General features: G+C 69.5%; 18 protein-coding genes. 12 read left to right on the top strand and 6 right to left on the bottom strand.

What is annotated here, in order from left to right; genetic code table 11:
• Window positions 1–136: 136 nt before the first annotated feature.
• Window positions 137–1,471 (bottom strand): MFS transporter, encoded by a 1,335-nt coding sequence (locus VHC63_14610; protein ID HVV37838.1) that lies wholly within the window; start codon window positions 1,469–1,471, stop codon window positions 137–139.
• 48 nt (window positions 1,472–1,519) lie between these two features.
• Here VHC63_14610 and VHC63_14605 point away from each other — a divergent pair, with 48 nt between their 5' ends.
• Complete coding sequence (locus tag VHC63_14605; protein HVV37837.1) at window positions 1,520–3,118, top strand: AMP-binding protein; 1,599 nt, start codon at window positions 1,520–1,522, stop codon at window positions 3,116–3,118.
• Between the two features lie 54 nt (window positions 3,119–3,172).
• Here VHC63_14605 and VHC63_14600 read toward each other — a convergent pair whose 3' ends face one another.
• Complete coding sequence (locus VHC63_14600) at window positions 3,173–4,672, bottom strand: citrate/2-methylcitrate synthase (GenBank protein ID HVV37836.1); 1,500 nt, start codon at window positions 4,670–4,672, stop codon at window positions 3,173–3,175.
• A 76-nt stretch (window positions 4,673–4,748) separates the two neighbouring features.
• On the opposite strand from VHC63_14600, the gene VHC63_14595 reads away from it, so the two are divergent.
• A complete protein-coding gene (locus tag VHC63_14595; protein ID HVV37835.1) occupies window positions 4,749–5,945 on the top strand; it encodes a citrate/2-methylcitrate synthase in 1,197 nt (398 codons plus the stop codon).
• Window positions 5,942–7,096: an FAD-dependent oxidoreductase gene (locus VHC63_14590; GenBank protein ID HVV37834.1), complete on the top strand. Its 1,155-nt coding sequence runs from the start codon at window positions 5,942–5,944 to the stop codon at window positions 7,094–7,096. Before VHC63_14595 ends, VHC63_14590 begins: the two co-directional genes overlap by 4 nt.
• On the opposite strand, the gene VHC63_14585 is transcribed toward VHC63_14590, so the two are convergent.
• Entirely contained in the window at window positions 7,080–7,757 is a 678-nt protein-coding gene (locus VHC63_14585) for a VOC family protein (GenBank protein ID HVV37833.1), read from the bottom strand. The two genes, VHC63_14590 and VHC63_14585, sit on opposite strands and share 17 nt — an antisense overlap.
• An 18-nt stretch (window positions 7,758–7,775) precedes the next feature.
• Entirely contained in the window at window positions 7,776–9,002 is a 1,227-nt protein-coding gene (locus VHC63_14580; protein HVV37832.1) for an acetyl-CoA C-acetyltransferase, read from the bottom strand.
• Window positions 9,003–9,084: 82 nt separating this feature from the next.
• Between VHC63_14580 and VHC63_14575 the strand changes: the two genes are divergently transcribed.
• From VHC63_14575 to VHC63_14555, 5 genes are read left to right on the top strand one after another with little or no spacing between them, the layout of a single operon-like run.
• Window positions 9,085–9,396: a DUF3303 family protein gene (locus VHC63_14575; GenBank protein ID HVV37831.1), complete on the top strand. Its 312-nt coding sequence runs from the start codon at window positions 9,085–9,087 to the stop codon at window positions 9,394–9,396.
• A 60-nt stretch (window positions 9,397–9,456) separates the two neighbouring features.
• Window positions 9,457–10,656 carry an acetyl-CoA acetyltransferase gene (locus tag VHC63_14570; protein ID HVV37830.1) on the top strand — a complete coding sequence of 400 codons (1,200 nt, stop codon included), beginning with the start codon at window positions 9,457–9,459 and terminating at the stop codon, window positions 10,654–10,656.
• 26 nt (window positions 10,657–10,682) lie between these two features.
• Window positions 10,683–11,075: a Zn-ribbon domain-containing OB-fold protein gene (locus VHC63_14565; GenBank protein ID HVV37829.1), complete on the top strand. Its 393-nt coding sequence runs from the start codon at window positions 10,683–10,685 to the stop codon at window positions 11,073–11,075.
• Between the two features lie 56 nt (window positions 11,076–11,131).
• Window positions 11,132–12,490 (top strand): MFS transporter, encoded by a 1,359-nt coding sequence (locus VHC63_14560; protein ID HVV37828.1) that lies wholly within the window; start codon window positions 11,132–11,134, stop codon window positions 12,488–12,490.
• Window positions 12,487–12,828, top strand: coding sequence for an antibiotic biosynthesis monooxygenase (locus VHC63_14555; protein HVV37827.1), 342 nt, complete (start codon window positions 12,487–12,489; stop codon window positions 12,826–12,828). The genes VHC63_14560 and VHC63_14555 overlap by 4 nt, the downstream gene beginning before the upstream one ends.
• On the opposite strand, the gene VHC63_14550 is transcribed toward VHC63_14555, so the two are convergent.
• Window positions 12,797–13,333, bottom strand: coding sequence for a TetR/AcrR family transcriptional regulator (locus VHC63_14550; GenBank protein HVV37826.1), 537 nt, complete (start codon window positions 13,331–13,333; stop codon window positions 12,797–12,799). The two genes, VHC63_14555 and VHC63_14550, sit on opposite strands and share 32 nt — an antisense overlap.
• A 14-nt stretch (window positions 13,334–13,347) precedes the next feature.
• Here VHC63_14550 and VHC63_14545 point away from each other — a divergent pair, with 14 nt between their 5' ends.
• Window positions 13,348–13,830, top strand: coding sequence for an SRPBCC family protein (locus VHC63_14545; GenBank protein HVV37825.1), 483 nt, complete (start codon window positions 13,348–13,350; stop codon window positions 13,828–13,830).
• On the opposite strand, the gene VHC63_14540 is transcribed toward VHC63_14545, so the two are convergent.
• The gene (locus tag VHC63_14540; protein HVV37824.1) at window positions 13,785–14,648 is read right to left on the bottom strand and encodes a hypothetical protein; all 864 of its coding nucleotides are present in this window, start codon (window positions 14,646–14,648) and stop codon (window positions 13,785–13,787) included. The two genes, VHC63_14545 and VHC63_14540, sit on opposite strands and share 46 nt — an antisense overlap.
• Window positions 14,649–14,757: 109 nt before the next feature.
• On the opposite strand from VHC63_14540, the gene VHC63_14535 reads away from it, so the two are divergent.
• The 3 genes from VHC63_14535 to VHC63_14525 all read left to right on the top strand — a co-directional run bounded on the left by VHC63_14535 (window position 14,758) and on the right by VHC63_14525 (window position 16,456).
• Window positions 14,758–15,048, top strand: a complete 291-nt coding sequence (locus VHC63_14535; protein ID HVV37823.1) for a UBP-type zinc finger domain-containing protein — start codon at window positions 14,758–14,760, stop codon at window positions 15,046–15,048.
• Complete coding sequence (locus VHC63_14530) at window positions 15,045–15,458, top strand: OsmC family protein (GenBank protein ID HVV37822.1); 414 nt, start codon at window positions 15,045–15,047, stop codon at window positions 15,456–15,458. Before VHC63_14535 ends, VHC63_14530 begins: the two co-directional genes overlap by 4 nt.
• Window positions 15,459–15,535: 77 nt before the next feature.
• Window positions 15,536–16,456, top strand: coding sequence for a hypothetical protein (locus VHC63_14525; protein ID HVV37821.1), 921 nt, complete (start codon window positions 15,536–15,538; stop codon window positions 16,454–16,456).
• Window positions 16,457–16,463: the final 7 nt, after the last annotated feature.

The following is a 16,463-nucleotide window of genomic DNA, read 5'->3' as shown; positions in this document are numbered from 1 at the left end:
GGTACGGGTCGCGCCGCTACGAGGCGAGCGATCTCGAAGGCCACCGCTGGCACTTCGACGAGCCGCACGACCGGATCCGCGCCCGCGGCGGCAACGTGCCCGACGAGCTGCCGCCCAACGGGTACGTGCCGGTCAACTAGTCGACGGCGGGAACGGCGGCCGTCCCGGCGCGGACGGCCGCCTGCGTCGCGGCGATGTCGTCGGCGACGAAGCGCGACGCCGACGAGAGGACGAAGCCCGCCGCCAACGTGATGGGCACCATCGTCAGCATGGCGGCGCGGATGCCGTAGCTGTCGGCGAAGGATCCGATGAGGGGCAAGAAGACGGCCGCGCCGGGGATGCCGAAGATCGTCACGGTCGTGAAGGCGAAGGCGCGGGCGCGTCCCGGCGCCACGATCGAGATCATGGCGAAGAACGCCGGAGCCAGGGTGCCGATGGTGGCCGACAGCAACATGTTCATGCCGATGGCGACGCCGACGTTGGGCGCGTAGGCCAGCACCACGATGATGAGGCCGTCGAACACGCCGACGACTGCCACGAAGCGCAGCAGGAAGCCCGGGTCCTTCGCCGTGATCTTGGCGACGAAGGGAATGGCGACGAACACCCCGATGATCTGGAGCGGCTCGATCGCCGCCGCGACGAAGCCGCGTTGCGCCGCGTGCAGGTGGAACACGTCGCGGTACACCAGCGCCAGCAGCGAGCCGATGCCGACGAGCGCGATCGACAGGAAGGGCATGGCCCACCAGATGCGCCGGATCGTCTTGACCCGCCCAAGGATGCGAAACGACTCCCACAGCTTCGGCGGCGTCTCCGTCGCGGTGGCGTGCTCCTCGCTCAGCCCGGCCGACAAGCGCTCGTAGTAACCGCGCGGCGGTTCGTGGAGGCGCAAGGCAAAGGCAACGAGAACGAACGTGGGAATGGCGAACAGGAAGAACGGGACGCGCCAGCCGAAGGCCTGGCCGAGCACGCCGCCGAGTGCCGGACCGATGATCAGCCCGATGGCGCTCGCCTGCCGGTGCCACGAGAACACCTTCACCCGCGCCTCAGGGGCGTAGTAATCCGACAGCAGCGACGAGTGCGTCGGCGTCACCACCGACTTGCCCCCCGCCGCACCGACGCGGGCGAGGATCAGCAGGAACACCGTCGGTGCCAGACCCGTTGCAAACGAGAAGACACCCCAGAGTGCGGCACCGATCGCCGCCATGCGCGCCCGGTTGGCGCGGTCGGCCCAGAACGCAACGGGGATCTCGATGAAGATGGCGAGCAACGCCGTCGCCGAGACGATGCCGAGCGCCTTGGCGTTGGTGAGGTGGAAGTAGTCGCGGATGTCGGGCAGCAACACGGCAAACGCGGCACGGTCGAGTTCGTCGACGACGTTGAGCCCGAACAGCACGAGCAATGGGAACGTCGGCAGCCCCAGCGTGACGGCCGCGGGCCGCCACTCGTCGAACCACTTCTTCAATCCAGCCATGTTGATCCCCCCGAATCGCCCGCGGTTCTAGTCGGTAAGGTCGGCTCCATGTCCGAGAATCCGATGTTCGAGATCGAAGAAGTAGAGATCCGCGGGCAACAGATCAAAGTCTTCAAGAACGCACCGCCGTCGATCCGCGCGCTCTGGCAGCTCGCGGCGATCCACGGCGACGCCACCTATCTCGTCTACGAGGACCGCCGCTATACGTATCGCCAGGCGCAGGAGATCTCGCATTCCTTCGCCGCCCACCTCGTCTCGCTCGGTGTGCAGAAGGGCGACCGCGTCGCCATCGCCATGCGCAACTTGCCGGAGTTCCCGCTGGCGTTCTGGGCCGCGGCGTCGATCGGCGCGGTGGTGGTGCCGTTGAACGCCTGGTGGTCGGGACCCGAGCTGGCCTACGGCCTGGCCGACTCGGGCGCGCGCGTGCTGGTAGCCGACGACGAGCGGCTGGCGCGCGTCGAGGAGCACCTGGGCGAGACCGCCGTCGAGCACGTGTTCACGAACGTCGAGGACTTCCCCACTGCGCCGCTACCCGACGTCGCCATCGATCCCGAAGACGACGCCACCATCCTGTACACGTCGGGCACGACGGGCCGCCCCAAGGGCGCCGTCGGCACCAACCGCAACTTCTGTGCCCACGTCATGAACGCGATGTACGGCGCGCTCGAGGGCGCGGCGGCGGGCGACGCGTCGACCGCGGGCGCGGCGGCACCCGCGCAAGCCGCGACGGTGCTCACCTTCCCGCTGTTCCACGTCGGTGGGCTGCAGTCGACGCTGGCGCCGCTCACGATGGCCGGCGGCAAGATCGTGCTGATCTTCAAGTGGGACACGCAGAAGGTCCTCGACCTGATCCACGACGAACAAATCACCATCATGGCGGGCGTGCCGACGACGATGTTCGAGTTGCTCGACGAAGCCAAGCGCCAAGGTCGCGACCTCGGCGCGGTGTCGTCGCTGGCGTCGGGAGCGACGCTGGTGCCACCCGAACTCGTGAAGCGCATCGACCAGCAGGCGCACGCGTCGCCGGGCAACGGGTACGGACTCACCGAGACGTCGGGAGCGGCGGTGAGCAACGGCGGTTCCAACTACGTGTCGCGCCCCGACAGCGTCGGCAGGCCGGCGTCGCCCGTCATGGAAGTGAAGATCGTCGACGAGAACAACCACGAAGTGCCCACCGGCGAAACCGGCGAGATCTGCATCAAGGGGCCCACGGTGTTCCGCGGCTACTTCAACCTGCCGGAGGCGACCGCCGCGGCCATCGTCGAAGGCTGGTTCCACACCGGCGACGTCGGCCGCCTCGACGAGGACGGCTACCTCTACGTCGTGGACCGCATCAAGGACGTCATCATCCGCGGCGGCGAGAACATCTACGCCGCCGAGATCGAAGCGGTGCTCTACGAGCACCCCGACGTGTTCGAGGCGGCGATCGTCGGCCTGCCCGACGAGAAGTACGGCGAGATCGTCGGCGCGTTCGTCCGTCTCCACGACGGCGCGACGGCCACGCCCGACGACCTGCGCACGTGGGTCGCCGATCGTCTCGCGGCGTTCAAAGTGCCCGCCGTCGTCGAGATCCGGACCGAAGAACTCCCCCGCAACGCCACCGGCAAAGTCCTCAAGCGCGAACTCCGGGAGACCCACAAGGCCTAACCGTTCCGACTTTGTGTATCTGCGTGCACCCCTCCCGCGCCCAAATGCACAAGGTCAGATGGTGGGGACTTCTTGGGGCGGCGGGGGGCCGATGTAGCGGGACGAGGGGCGGATGATGCGGTTGTCGGCGTGTTGCTCGAGGGCGTGGGCGCACCAGCCGACGACGCGGGCGGCGGCGAACGTCGGGGTGAACAGGTCGCGGGGGAAGCCGCAGCGATCCATCGTCACCGCGGCGTACCACTCGATGTTGGTGCGCAGCACGCGGTCGGGCTTGAGTTCGGCCAGCGTCTTTTCGACTTCGGTCTCGACCTGCACGGCGAAGTCGACGAGATCGCCGCCGAGCTCCTGGGCGACGCCGCGCAACATGACCGAGCGCGGGTCTTCGGTCCGGTAGACGGGGTGGCCGAAGCCCATGATGCGCTGCCCCGACGCCACCCTGTCGCGCACCCACGCGGCGGTGTTCTCGGGCTCCCCGATGGCATCGAGGGTGTCGAGCGAGCGACTCGGTGCGCCGCCGTGCAGCGGGCCGCTGAGAGAGCCGAGAGCCGCGACCACCGCGGCGCCAAGGTCGGCACCCGTCGAGATCACGGCCCGGCACACGAAGGTCGACGCGTTGAACCCGTGGTCGATGCCGAGAATGAGGTACTTCTCGATCGCCTTCACGAAGGCGGCTTCCTCTTCGATGCCGTTGATCATCCACAGGTAGTTGGCGGCGTAGCCGAGGTCGTCGCGCGGGGCGACGGGTTCCACGCCGCTGCGCAACCGGTGGATGGCGGCGATCAGCGTCGGCACCGCCGCGCTGAGACGTAGCGCCTCGCGGCGCAACTCGGCGCGGTCGACGTCGAGCGACGCCGGCAGGTCTTCGGCACCGGCGAGCAACGAGATGGCAGTGCGCAGTGCGGCGACCGGCGTCGGCACCGCGGCCACGATTGACGGCAGCACGTCGAGCACCTGCTGGGGAAGATGGCGCAGCGGCGCGACTTCGGCGGCGAAGGCGTCGCGCTCAGCCTGATCGTGCGGGAGTTCGCCGTCGATGAGGAGATGCCACACGTCTTCGAACGTGCGCTTCGCCGCCAGCTCGGGCGCGGCGTACTGGCGGTAGTGGTAGAAGCCTTCGTCACCCCGCACGTCGCCGAGTTGCGTCTCGGCCACGACGACACCTTTGAGTCCGGGCGGAACGCTGACGGCCAACTCGCCGGCGGGACGCAGTTGCGCCAGCGCCATGATGTCGCGCAGCGAGATGATGCCTTTGAGCTCGTCGCCCACCGTCACGGGAATGTGGCGGTAGCCGCGGTCGGCGAGTTGGTGCCAAGCGTCGTCGATCGACGCGTCGGCGTCGACGGTGTCGAGGTGGCGCGCCATCCACTGGCCGACGGTGGCCGTCGCGGGCGCGGCGCCGTCGGCCGCCGCCCGCAGCAGGTCGCGTTCGGTGAGGATGCCGACGGGGCGACTGTGCTCGACCACGACGACAGATCCAATGCCGTGCTCGCGCATGCGCTCGGCGGCGGTGGTGAGGGACTCGGTGGGCGCCGCGACGATCGCGGGTTCGGTCATAGCCGTGCTGACTGTTCTCATGCTTCCAACCCTAGATGCATTGTCAAGATTGATTGCATCAATGTATAGTGGATCGATGGCGGAATCGGAGTGGCTCAGTTCGGAAGCGGCGGCGCGCAAGCTCGGCGTGAAGCCCGAGACGCTCTACGCCTACGTCAGTCGCGGGATGGTGCGCAGCGAGAAGATCCCAGGCTCGCGCCGTAGTCGCTTCCGGCGTACCGACGTCGAGAAGCTCGCCGGGCGTCAGCGCGGCGGCGGCCGCGCCGGCGGGCTCGAACTCATCATCGAGACCGATCTCACGTACCTCGACCCCGCCGGGGTGCTCGCCTACCGTGGCTGGAACGTCGCCGACGCCGTCAAGACGGCCACGTTCGAGGAAGTGGCGTCGTGGTTGTGGCACGGCGAGCGTGAGCGCGTCGAGTTCGTGACGCCCCGCGACATGAGCCGCATCGCCCGCCAGCTCGCGGGCACCTTGAGCGGGCAACCCGTGATGGACCGCATTCGGGCCACGGTGGCGTCGGTGCGGCGCTGCGATCCGTTCCGCGACGACCGCCGTCCCGAGTCGGTGGCGTCCGCGGGCCGCGCCATCGTCGCCACCATGCTCGACGCGCTGCCGGTCGTGGGAGACGACGTCGTCGGCGGGTCGGTGGCGGCGCGGCTGTGGCCGCGGCTCACGGCGCATCCCGCCAAGCCGCGTCTCGTCAAGCTGCTCGACGCCACCCTCGTCATGCTCGCTGATCACGAGATGGCGGCCTCGACCCTGGCGGCGCGCGTCGCGGCGAGCACGTGGGCGGATCCGTACCTCGTGGTGCTGGCCGGACTGGCGGCGCTGGGCGGCCCGCTGCACGGTGCGGCGAGTACGCAGGCACGCCGGCTGCTGCACGAGGTGCACGCCGAGGGCCTCAGCCCGGCGGAGGCGATCGCGTCACGGCTGCGCAACAACGAGCTCATCCCCGGCTTCGGCCACCGCGTGTACGACCACAACGACCCGCGCTGCGACGTGCTGCTGGAGATGCTCGCCGCGATCAAACGGGAACCGGTCGAAGAAGAGCTGCTCGTCATCATGCGCGAGCGCGGCCTGCCCTTCCCCAACATCGACTTCGCCATCGCATCGTTCGCCGAGCGCTACGAGATGATCGACAACGCCGGCGAGGTGATCTTCGCCGTCGCCCGCACCGCCGGCTGGTTGGCCCACGCCATCGAGGAGTACCGCTACCGCCTGCGGTACCGACCGCGGGCGGTGTACACGGGACCGACCATGATGGACGGGTGAACCGCATCGTCATCGTGGGCGCGGGGGCGGCCGGCTACGCCGTCGCCGAGGGGCTGCACCAGAACGGTTGGGCCGGCGCCCTGACGATCGTGGGCGCCGAGACCGAGACGCCCTACGACCGCCCACCGCTGTCCAAGGAGATCCTGTCGGGGGCGTGGGAGGTGCCCCGCGCCGAACTGATCGCCCACCGCCGCATCGCGCCGATGAATCCGGAGATCCGCAGCGGAATTGCCGCCGAGTCGCTCGACGCCGCCAACCACTCCGTCCTGCTCACCGACGGCAGCCGCCTGGAGTACGACGCGCTGGTCGTCGCGACCGGCATCACGCCGCGCCAACTGCCCCATCCCGACGCGCCGACGATCCACGTACTGCGGACGCTGAGCGACTCGCTCGGCCTGCGGGCGGCCATCACCGCCCGTGAACACACACGCCTCGTCGTGGTGGGCGCCGGCTTCCTCGGCCTCGAAGTCGCGGCGACGGCGCGGGGCCTCGGCGCCGAAGTCGACGTGGTCGAGCCCGTGCCCGGCCCACCGCTGGCGTCGCGCATCGGCGACGCGGCGGCCAACAAGCTGCTGGCGCTGCACGAGTCGCGCGGCGTGCGCATTCACACCGGCATCGGCGTGGAGACGATCGAAGCGAGCCACGTCATCCGCGCCGACGGCGTGACCCACGACGCCGACGTCATCCTCATCGCCGTCGGGTCGACCCCGACGACCGAATGGCTCAACGGCAGCGGCCTCGAGATCGGCAACGGTCTGATCTGCGACGAGTACTGCCACGCCGGCCACGACGTGTGGGGCGCGGGCGACGTGGCGTCGTGGATGCACGTCGGCTACGGGCAACGCATGCGCCTCGAGCACCGCACCAACGCCCAGGAGCAGGGCCACGCGGTGGCGAAGAACATCCTCGGGGCCAACGAGCCGTTCACCCCGGTCCCCTACTTCTGGACCGACCAGTACGACGCCCGTGTGCAGCTCGCGGGCGTCATGCCTCCGGGCGCTGATGTCTCGGTGGTCGAGGGCGACGTCGAGTCGGATCAGTTCGTGCAGGCGTATTCCGTCGCCGGCAACGTCGCCGGCGTGCTGGCGTGGAAGGCGCCGCGCCTGCTGGCGCAGTACCGCCGCGACCTGGCGCCTATTCGCCTGAGCTGAAGGTCACGCCGGCGATCTCGACGGGCGCGTGCGCCGGCCCGACGAGATCCACCGCGCACAATCCGCCGTCACCGTCCACGAAGTCGAGCGCGCTGTCAGACAAGGCGATCGACGCGCCGTCGGCCGACGCGCCGAGCAGTTCCGCCCAGCGACCGGCGACCGTCTTCGGGTCGTCGACGGCGATCGTGGCGCGCCGCAGCCCGCGGTAACCGCGATCGGGCGCCGCCTCCCACGCCGGCCCCGCCCAGGGCCAGGCGGCGTCGACCGTGCAACGGTCGATCGACAGCAACGCCCCCTCCGTGTCGGCTGGGTGGAAGTGGATGCCGGTGACGCCGTCACCGTCGGCGGTGAACACCGTGCGGATGCCGAGGCCGTCGGCGCGGGTGCGCACGTCGTCGAGGGCGTCGGTCGTCTGCACGATCACCATGTAGCCGGCGTCGCGCCCGGCGCGCTCGAGAAAGCGCGCCGCCGGCGCGTCGTCCTTCACCGGCGACACGACTTCGAGGAAGCAATCACCCACGGCGTAGAGCGCGTTGCGCAGGCCGAAGTGGCCGACGCCCGGGTCCGCCCACACGTGGGGCAGGCGCAGCTCGTCTTCGATGCGTGTGCGCGTGGCGCCCAGATCACGGGCGGCGACGACGACTTGGCGGAGGCGCAGCACGACGCTGCCCTACCCGATCTAGACCCGCTCGATGATGGTGGCGGTGCCCATACCGCCGCCGGTGCACATCGTGACGAGACCCGTGGACTTGTCCTGCCGTTCGAGCTCGTCGACCAGCGTGCCGATCAGCATCGAACCGGTGGCGCCGATCGGATGACCGAGCGCCATGGCGCCGCCGTTGACGTTGCACTTCTCCCAGTCGGCCCCCGTGTCCTTGAGGAACTTGAGCACGACGGCGGCGAACGCTTCGTTGACTTCGATGAGGTCGATGTCGTCGATGGTCATGCCGGCCTTCTGGAGGCAGCGCAGCGTGGCGGGTCCGGGCGCCGTCAGCATGATGACCGGTTCGGTGCCGGCGACGGCCGTCTGCACGATGCGCGCCCGCGGCCGCAGACCGTGCGCCTGGGCGTAGTCGGGCGAGCACACCATGACCGCGCCGGCGCCGTCGACGACGCCCGACGAGTTGCCGGCGTGGTGCACGTGGCGGATGGCGCCGTACTGCGGGTAGGTGAGCAGCGCCGTCTGGTCGATCGACAGCTCCTTGCCCTCGGCGACATAGGCCCCCATCTGCTCGAAGCTCGGCGCCAGCTTGGCGAGATCGTCGAGCGTGGTGCCGGCGCGGGGGAACTCCTCGTGGTCGAGGGCGAGGGTGCCGTCGTCCTTGAAGATCGGCACGAGGCTGTTGTCGAAGCGGCCCTCGGCGAGCGCCTTGGCGGCGCGGTCCTGGCTGTCGACGGCGAGACGGTCGCAGTCCTCGCGTGAGAAGCCTTCGACGGTAGCGATGAGATCGGCGCTGATGCCCTGGGCGACCATCGGGTACTGCTCGAACAGGTGCGGGTTGTTGGCGGTGAAGCCGTCGACGCCCATCGGCCCCGGTCGCGACATCGACTCGACGCCGCCGGCGACCACGAAGTCCTGCTGGCCCGACATGACACCCATCGCGGCGAAGTTGACCGCCTGTTGGCCCGAACCGCAGAACCGGTTGAGCGTCACGCCCGGCGCGTCGAGCGACCAACCGGCGTCGAGCGCCGCCATGCGCGCGATGTCCATTGAGTGGTCGCCGCTGCCGGCGCCGCAACCCATGATCACGTCGTCGACTTCGGCGGTGTCGAATCCGTGGCGATCGCGCAACGCGTTGAGCACCTGGGCGAGGATCCGCTGGGGATGCACTTCGTGCAGTGCGCCGGTCTTCTTGCCTTTGCCGCGCGGCGAGCGCATGGCGTCGATGATCAATGCGTCTGGCATACGAAATTCCTAGCACTCGGCCCTAGCGCCGCCTCTCGCGGAAGCGCACACTGCCGCGCGCTGGGGGTGAAAGGAGAACAGGATGAAATTCGTTCTGGCCTACACCAACCGCGAGGGCAGCACTCCTGAAAACAACCTCAAGGCGCTCGAATCCGCCCAGAAGCTGCTCGCCAACTGGACGCCGAGTCCCAACGCCGACATCAAAGAGTGGGTCCAGCGTTGTGACGGCACCGGCGGATTCGCCGTCATCGAGGGCGACAACATGACCGACCTCTACCGCGATCTCGCGACGTGGTCGCCGTGGCTGAAGTTCGAAGTTGTCCCGGTGCTCGACATCATGCAGGCGACCCCGATCACCGAAGAGGCAATCCACACCGCCAGCGCGGTTCTGTAGCAATCGCGCCGCGGGTGCGGGCGCCCCCAGCGGCTTCAAAAGTTGTTAGGTTCCCTAACTATGAATTCGCTGAGGGGGGCCGCCGCCATTGTCGGCGTGGCCGACGACGCTTCACCGACGGGCGTGCTCGAGTTGTACGGGCGCGCCCTCGAATCGGCCATGATCAAAGCGGCGCTCGACGACGCCGGGCTCACGATCGCGGACGTCGACGGCATCTGTTACGCCGGTCAAGGCGTGGGCATGGGAGCGCTCGGGCTCGCCGAGTTCCTGAACATTCACCCGCGCTACACCGACTCGACGATGACCGGTGGGTCGAGCTACGAGGTGTACGCCGAGCACGCGGCGTCGGCCATCGCCAACGGGCTGTGCGACGTCGTCGTGTGCGTGTACGCGTCCACGCCGGCGGGCGACCGGGCGCGGGCCAAGGCCCGCGGTGGCAGCGGCGGTGGTGGCCGCCGCCCGATGGCGATGGGTGGGCCGAACCCGCAGGCCGAGTGGGAACTGCCGCACGGGCTGCGCCAGCCGATGGGCTCCTACGCGCTGGCGGCCAGTCGCCACATGGCGGTGTACGGCACGACGTCGGAACAACTGGCCAAGATCGCGGTGGACACGCGGCGGTGGGCAACGCTGAACCCCAAGGCGCGCTTCCAGGAGCCGATCACGATCGACGACGTGTTGTCCTCGAAGATGCTGTCGTCACCGCTGCACCTCCTCGACTGCTGCCTCGTGACCGACGGCGCGGGTGCGTTCGTGATGACGAGCGCCGAGCGCGCCCGGTCGCTCAAGAAACCGCCGGTCTACGTACTGGGCGCGGCCACGTGCCACGACCACTCGATGATCAGCCAGATGCCCGACCTCGCCACGACGGCGGGCGCGGTGTCGGGACCCGCGGCGTTCGCACAGGCCGGCGTGAAGCCGGGCGACGTCGACCTGTTGATGGGTTACGACTCGTTCACCATCACGCAGCTGCTCCACTTCGAGGACCTCGGCTTCTGCGCCAAGGGCGAGGGCGGGGCGTTCGTCGAGTCGACGGACCTCGGTCCCGGTGGACCGCTGCCCACCAACACCAACGGTGGCGGGCTCAGCTACACGCACCCGGGCATGTACGGCATGTTCCTGTTAGTCGAAGCGGTCAAGCAGCTGCGGGGCGAGTGCGGGCCGCGCCAAGTCGAGGGATGCGAAGTGGCCGTGGCCCACGGCAGTGGCGGCGTGTTGTCGTGCATGTCGACGACCGTCCTGGGAACGGAGGCGGCGCTGTGAGCCCAGAAGAGGTGACGGCGCGACGGATGGAACCGAAGGCCAGCGAAGTGGCTGCCCCGTTCTGGGACGCGACGCGTGAGCAGCGTCTGGTGTTGCAGTGGTGCACGGACTGCGGGCGGGCGATCTTCTACCCGCGCGAAGTGTGCCCGTCGTGCCTGCGCTCTGACACCCTCGAGTGGCGGGCGGCGAGCGGACGCGGCGAGGTGTACGCGGTGAGCGTGCAGCACGCGCCACAGATGCCCATGCCGGCGTATGAAGCGCCATACGCGGTGGCCGTTGTCGAACTCGAAGAAGGCGTGCGCATGCTGTCGACCATCGTCGGCACCGCCCCGGAGTCTGTGACCGTCGGCCAGGCGGTGAGTGTCACGTGGGAGCCGTTGTCGGACGGCCGTAACCTTCCGCTGTTCCAGCCGATCTAGCCCTCGACACCGCCCGCGGCAGGTTCGCGCTCGCCGCCACCGTTGCGGCGAGCGCGATGGCAAGCCTCGACGCGACCGTCGTCAACGTCGCACTGCCCCACATCGCCCGCGACCTCGACACAACGGTAAGCGGATTGCAGTGGGTCCTCACCGGTTACCTGCTGTCGCTGGCGTCGCTGATCCTGCTCGGCGGCGCGCTCGGCGATCGGTTCGGACGCCGGCGCGTGTTCGTGATCGGCACCGTGTGGTTCGCCGCCGCGTCGGCGCTGTGTGGCGCCGCGCCGAACATCGGCGTGCTCGTGTCGGCGCGGGTGCTCCAGGGAGTCGGCGGCGCGCTGCTCACGCCGGGCTCGCTCGCCCTCATCCAGGCGTCGTTCCGCGAGCGCGACCGCGCCGCCGCGGTAGGCGCATGGTCAGGGCTCATCGGCGTCGCCGGCGCGGTCGGACCCTTCGTCGGTGGGGCGCTCGTCGACGGGCCGGGCTGGCGCTGGGCGTTCCTGCTCAACGTGCCGCTCGGCGCGGCGACGCTGGCCCTCACGCGGGCGGCCGTGCCGGAAAGCCGCGACGAGCACCCGCCCGGAGGGATCGACGTCGTGGGCGCGGCGTACGCCGTGGTGAGCCTCGCCGCGGGAACGTGGGCGCTGACGCGGTCCAACACAGTCGCGGGCGTCGTCGGCGTGGTGGCGGCCGCCGGCTTCGTGCGCCACGTCGTGCGGGCGCGCCACCCCCTCGTGCCGCCGCGGCTCTTCCGCGACCGCACGTTCACCTTCATCAACGTCATGACGGCGCAGCTGTACGCCGCGATCGGCGTCGCGTTCTTTCTCGTCGCCTACGAGTTGCAGGTGGCCACGAAGTGGTCGGCGCTCGGCGCCGGTACGGCTCTGCTCCCGTCGACGGTGTTGATGATCACGCTGTCGGCGCGCTCGGGCGCGCTGGCGCAGCGCATCGGGCCGCGACCCCAACTCGTCGCCGGACCGCTCCTCGCCGGGGCCGGCCTGCTCGTGCTGGCGCGCATCGGCGAGCAGGCGTCGTGGGGCGCCGACGTGCTCCCCGGCTCGCTCCTGTTCGGCCTCGGCCTTGTGACGTTCGTGGCGCCGCTGACGGCGACGGTTATGGCCGCCGCCGACCCGGACCACGTGAGCGTGGCCTCCGGCGTCAACAACGCTGTCGCCCGCACCGCGAGTCTTGCGGCGATCGCCGTGATTCCGGTCGTCGCCGGACTCACGCGCGCCACGGGCGCCGCGGCCGTGACGCACGCCTTCCGCGTGGCACTCGTGCTCGCCGCCGGGGTGGCCTCCAGCGCCGCGCTGACGGCGATCGTGGGCATCGGCCGCACCATCGTGTGCGGCCGAACGGCACGCCGAGTGCAGTGCCAACTTGACGGTCCCCCGTTGCAGGTAAGAATCGACGCATGAGTGTCGTGAAGATCAACGCCGTCGACGTACCCACCGATCGCGCCGAGGAGTTCGAAGCCCGCTTCGCCGCCCGCGCCGGCGCCGTCGAGCACACCGACGGCTTCGAGGCCTTCGAACTGCTACGGCCCACGGGTGGCGCCACGCGCTATTTCGTCTACACCCGTTGGGCATCCGAAGACGCGTACCAGGCATGGCTGTCGAGCCAGGACTTCGCGAAGGCACACGCCCACGTGGCCACCGATCAGTCGGCGACGGAAGGCGGCGGCGCCCCGGTCGCCCACGGCGCCGAACTGCTCGCCTTCGAGGTCATCGAACGGAAGGCTGCACCCGGGCAATGAAGTAGTCCATCGCCGCGTCGACCGCCTTGCGGTCCTGCGTGGCGAGAAGGTCGAGCAACAAGCCGCGGGTCACGGCCACGCACAACCGGGCGAAGGCTGCAGATCCCGAGGCCGCGGCGATCGGCTCCACCCACGCGTCGACGATGTCGTCGAGGAAGTGCGCCGTCGGCCCGCCCCGCAGCGCCTGGGCGTAGATCTCGAAGAACAGCCGCTCGTTGGGCCACAGCGACTTGTGCGAGATGTGGCGCCACCACGCCCGCATCTGTTCGTCGAAGGGCAACTCTGGGTCGGGGAGCAACCCGGCGAGCCCGGCGCGCTCGCGCGCTTCGACGGCCTGCACAATCGCCACCCACAACGCCTCCTTGGAGCCGAAGTGGTGGATGAGCATGCGGTGGCTCGTTCCGAGCTCCGCGGCCAGGCTGCGCAGCGACAAATCGGTGAGGCCGTTGTCGGCGACGTAGTCGATGGCGGCGTCGAGCAGCGTTTGCCTCGGGTCGCCGGACATGTACCATATGGTACATGAAGCCGGTCACCGTTTCCGTGGACGTCCCCGTCGAGCAAATTCGCGTCTACGACTTCCTCGACGTGATGGCGAACCACGAGCCGTTCAACGACCACCTGATGCGGGACTGGGAATTGTCGGGCCCGGCGCGCGGCGTCGGCTCGAAGGCGCGCGTTCGCACGAAGGCGCTGGGCGTCGCCGACGTCATCGACATCGAGGTGATCGACGCCGAGTCCCCGACGCGCATCGTGGAGCGGAACCGTGCGCAGAAAGCCGGCCGCGTCGGCGAGGGCACCTACACCCTGGCGCCGCTGCCCGACGGCGGCACGCGCGTCACCTTCGAATACCGCTGGATCGTGGCGCCCCTACTGGACCGCCTTACCGCCCCGTTCACGCGCGCCTACCTCAAGCGCAACAACGCCACCTCGATGCGGCGCCTTCACGGGTTGTTGGCTCAGCCGACCCCAGGCAAGTCCCGCTCGTCGGGGTCGGCGGGGTAACCACCGCCGGCGACGATCGAGGCCGCCATCGGCTTGAGGACAGTGAACAACTCGTCGCGCTCGGCGTCAGTTAGGGCGTCGAGCACCGCCGCTTCGCCGACATCAGTGGCGTCTTCGACGGCGACGCGTGCGGTGACGCCCGCCGCGGTAAGGCTGATCGGATCGCCGTCGACGTATCCGAGGGCGCGCAGGCGCTCGACGCTGGTGGCAATCGATGCGTCGTCCCAGTGCCGGCTGGCGAGGTACAGGCCATGCGGCAGACCCCACCACAGCTCCGTCATGATCATCATGTCGACGGCGGTGAACCCGAGAGTGTTGTACGCGCCGGTGTGGGTGTCGCCGCGGTGCTCGCGCACGAGGTCGGCCGCGTGCCAGAGGTCACCGACGACGGTGCCGGGCCAGGGCTGGCTGACGAGCCCGGCGAAAAAGGGATGGCCCGAGATCGGGCTCGCATCCGCGATGCGGCGCAGTAACTCGGTGGCGCGTTCGGCGCCCTCAGGCGACGGACCCAGCAGCCGTTCGAGTTGCGCGGTGGCCCCTTGTACGCGCGCCGTCCACCACTGCGCCGGCGTCGCCACCTTCCACGCCACCTCGAGTTGCTCGGCGATGTGCGCCGGGTTGAATACGCCGAAGGCCGCGGCGACGACGAGGCCGGGCGTCTCTCCCAGGCAGGCGCCGCGACTGGCGTAGTACGGCGCCCAGAAGTCACCGCAGTCACCCAGCTCGGCGTAGGCGGCGTGCGCTTCGGGGGCGAAGTAGACGGCGGCGGCGAGCGGTTCGACGAGCGTGCCGAGCCGGCGAACGGGGTGCGGTGCCATGGGTCGGCAACGTACTCGTAGAATTCCCGACGTGGCCGCGCGACCCTGCGCGTGAAGATCGCGTCGCGGCCGCCGTGCGCGTTCGGTGATCATCGCTAGCCTCGGCGGCATGGACGCCGTCTGCTCGCATCTCGACCAGGTGCACGACGTGTCGCCGAGCAACACGGGCTGCGAGGAGTGTCTCCAGAGCGGTGGCCAGTGGCTGCACCTGCGCATGTGCATGATCTGTGGTCACGTGGGCTGTTGTGATCAGTCACCGGGCCGACACGCCACCGGCCACTTCAACGCCGATCACCACCCCATCATCCAGTCGTACGAACCGGGTGAGGACTGGTGGTACTGCTACCTCGACGACGCCGCGTTCGAGGTGCCGAACGCGCCGAGCTTCGCCCATCCATGACGACCGAAACCCACGTCGCCCGCGCCTTCGCCGCCGTCGAGGCGGGCTCGCCTGACTACCGCGTCGCCATCCGCTCCGCGGGCCACGAGTTCGTCGCCGACGAGCCGCCCGACAACGGCGGCGCCAACGCCGGGCCGTCGCCGTTCGGGTTCTTGCTCAGCGGCCTGGTGTCGTGCACCGCCATCACGTTGCGCATGTACGCCCAGCGCAAGGGGTGGGCGTACGAGCCGCTGACGGTCGACGCCCGCTACGACGTTTCCGATACGGGCGAGCGGACGATCGCGCGCATCATCACGCTGCCACCCGGGCTCGACGCGGATCAGCGGGCGCGGATGGCCGAGATCGCGGAGAAGACGCCGGTCACCAAAGCGGTGCGCGCCGGCACGCCCATCACCACCGCCCTCACCTGACTTGACCTGACTTCTGGGCCCCCGGTTGGGACTTTTGCCTCTATTTGGTGGGTCCACGTTGGGCGATCGTCGGGTGCATGGAATCGCATCCCCGCCACACCGCCTTGCACCGCAGCGGCGTCGCCTTGGTCGCCCTCGGTCTGATCCTCGTCATCCTGGCGCTCATCGTGCCCAAAGCCGGGGCTTCCGCAGTCCCGCACGTGTTCCAGGGGGACTGCGTGGGCACGTCCAGCGGCGGCGTGTGCGTGCTCGACGAGCCCGCCGGTAAGAACCCCGCCGTCCACGGCATCGTCACCTACCTCCGTTCCGCCACCCCGATGAGCTTCGACATCCAGGCCAACGACAAGGTCACGGAGGTGCAGATCTGCATGCAGGCGAGCGGTCCGTTCGCCGTCGGCGCCAACGTGTGCGCCGGCGTCCACGGCCATCACGTGAGCTACAGCCAGAGCGGCACGCTCTACACGGTCGACCTCGTGAAGGCCGGCTACTCCAAGACGTCACCGCTCTACTGGACGCTGCACGTGATCGCCGGCCGCCGCACGCTCCAGGTGCGCGGCGCCTGCCACCCGCCGGAACCTCCCACGACTACAACGACTTCCACATCGACGACGTCGACCTCGACGCCGAGTTCGACAACCACCGCCGCGCCGACCACGACCACGTCGACCACGATGCATCCGTCGACCACGACGACGGCGGCGCCGGGCACGACGACCACGTCAGTCGCGCCGACCACGACCACGGTGCCCGCGACGACCACGTCCGTCGCACCGACGTCGACCACGGCGGTGCCGGCCACGACCAGTTCCATCGCACCCGCGACGTCGACGACGATCGCACCCACGACGTCCACGACGATCGCAGTGCTCGGGTCGAATCTGGCTCGTACCGGTGGCCCCCGCTGGTGGACCTTCCTCCTCGGCGCCTCCCTGCTGCTGATCGGGGCCACGCTGGTCGTCAGTGCTCAGATCCTCCACCCGCGGAACTTCACGGCCTGAGCCTGGA

Source organism: Acidimicrobiales bacterium (assembly GCA_035546775.1).
In the GTDB taxonomy this organism is placed as follows: Bacteria; Actinomycetota; Acidimicrobiia; order Acidimicrobiales; family JACCXE01; genus JACCXE01.
Note: the sequence above shows the minus strand (reverse complement) of the source record. Positions and strands in the feature narration are given on the sequence as shown.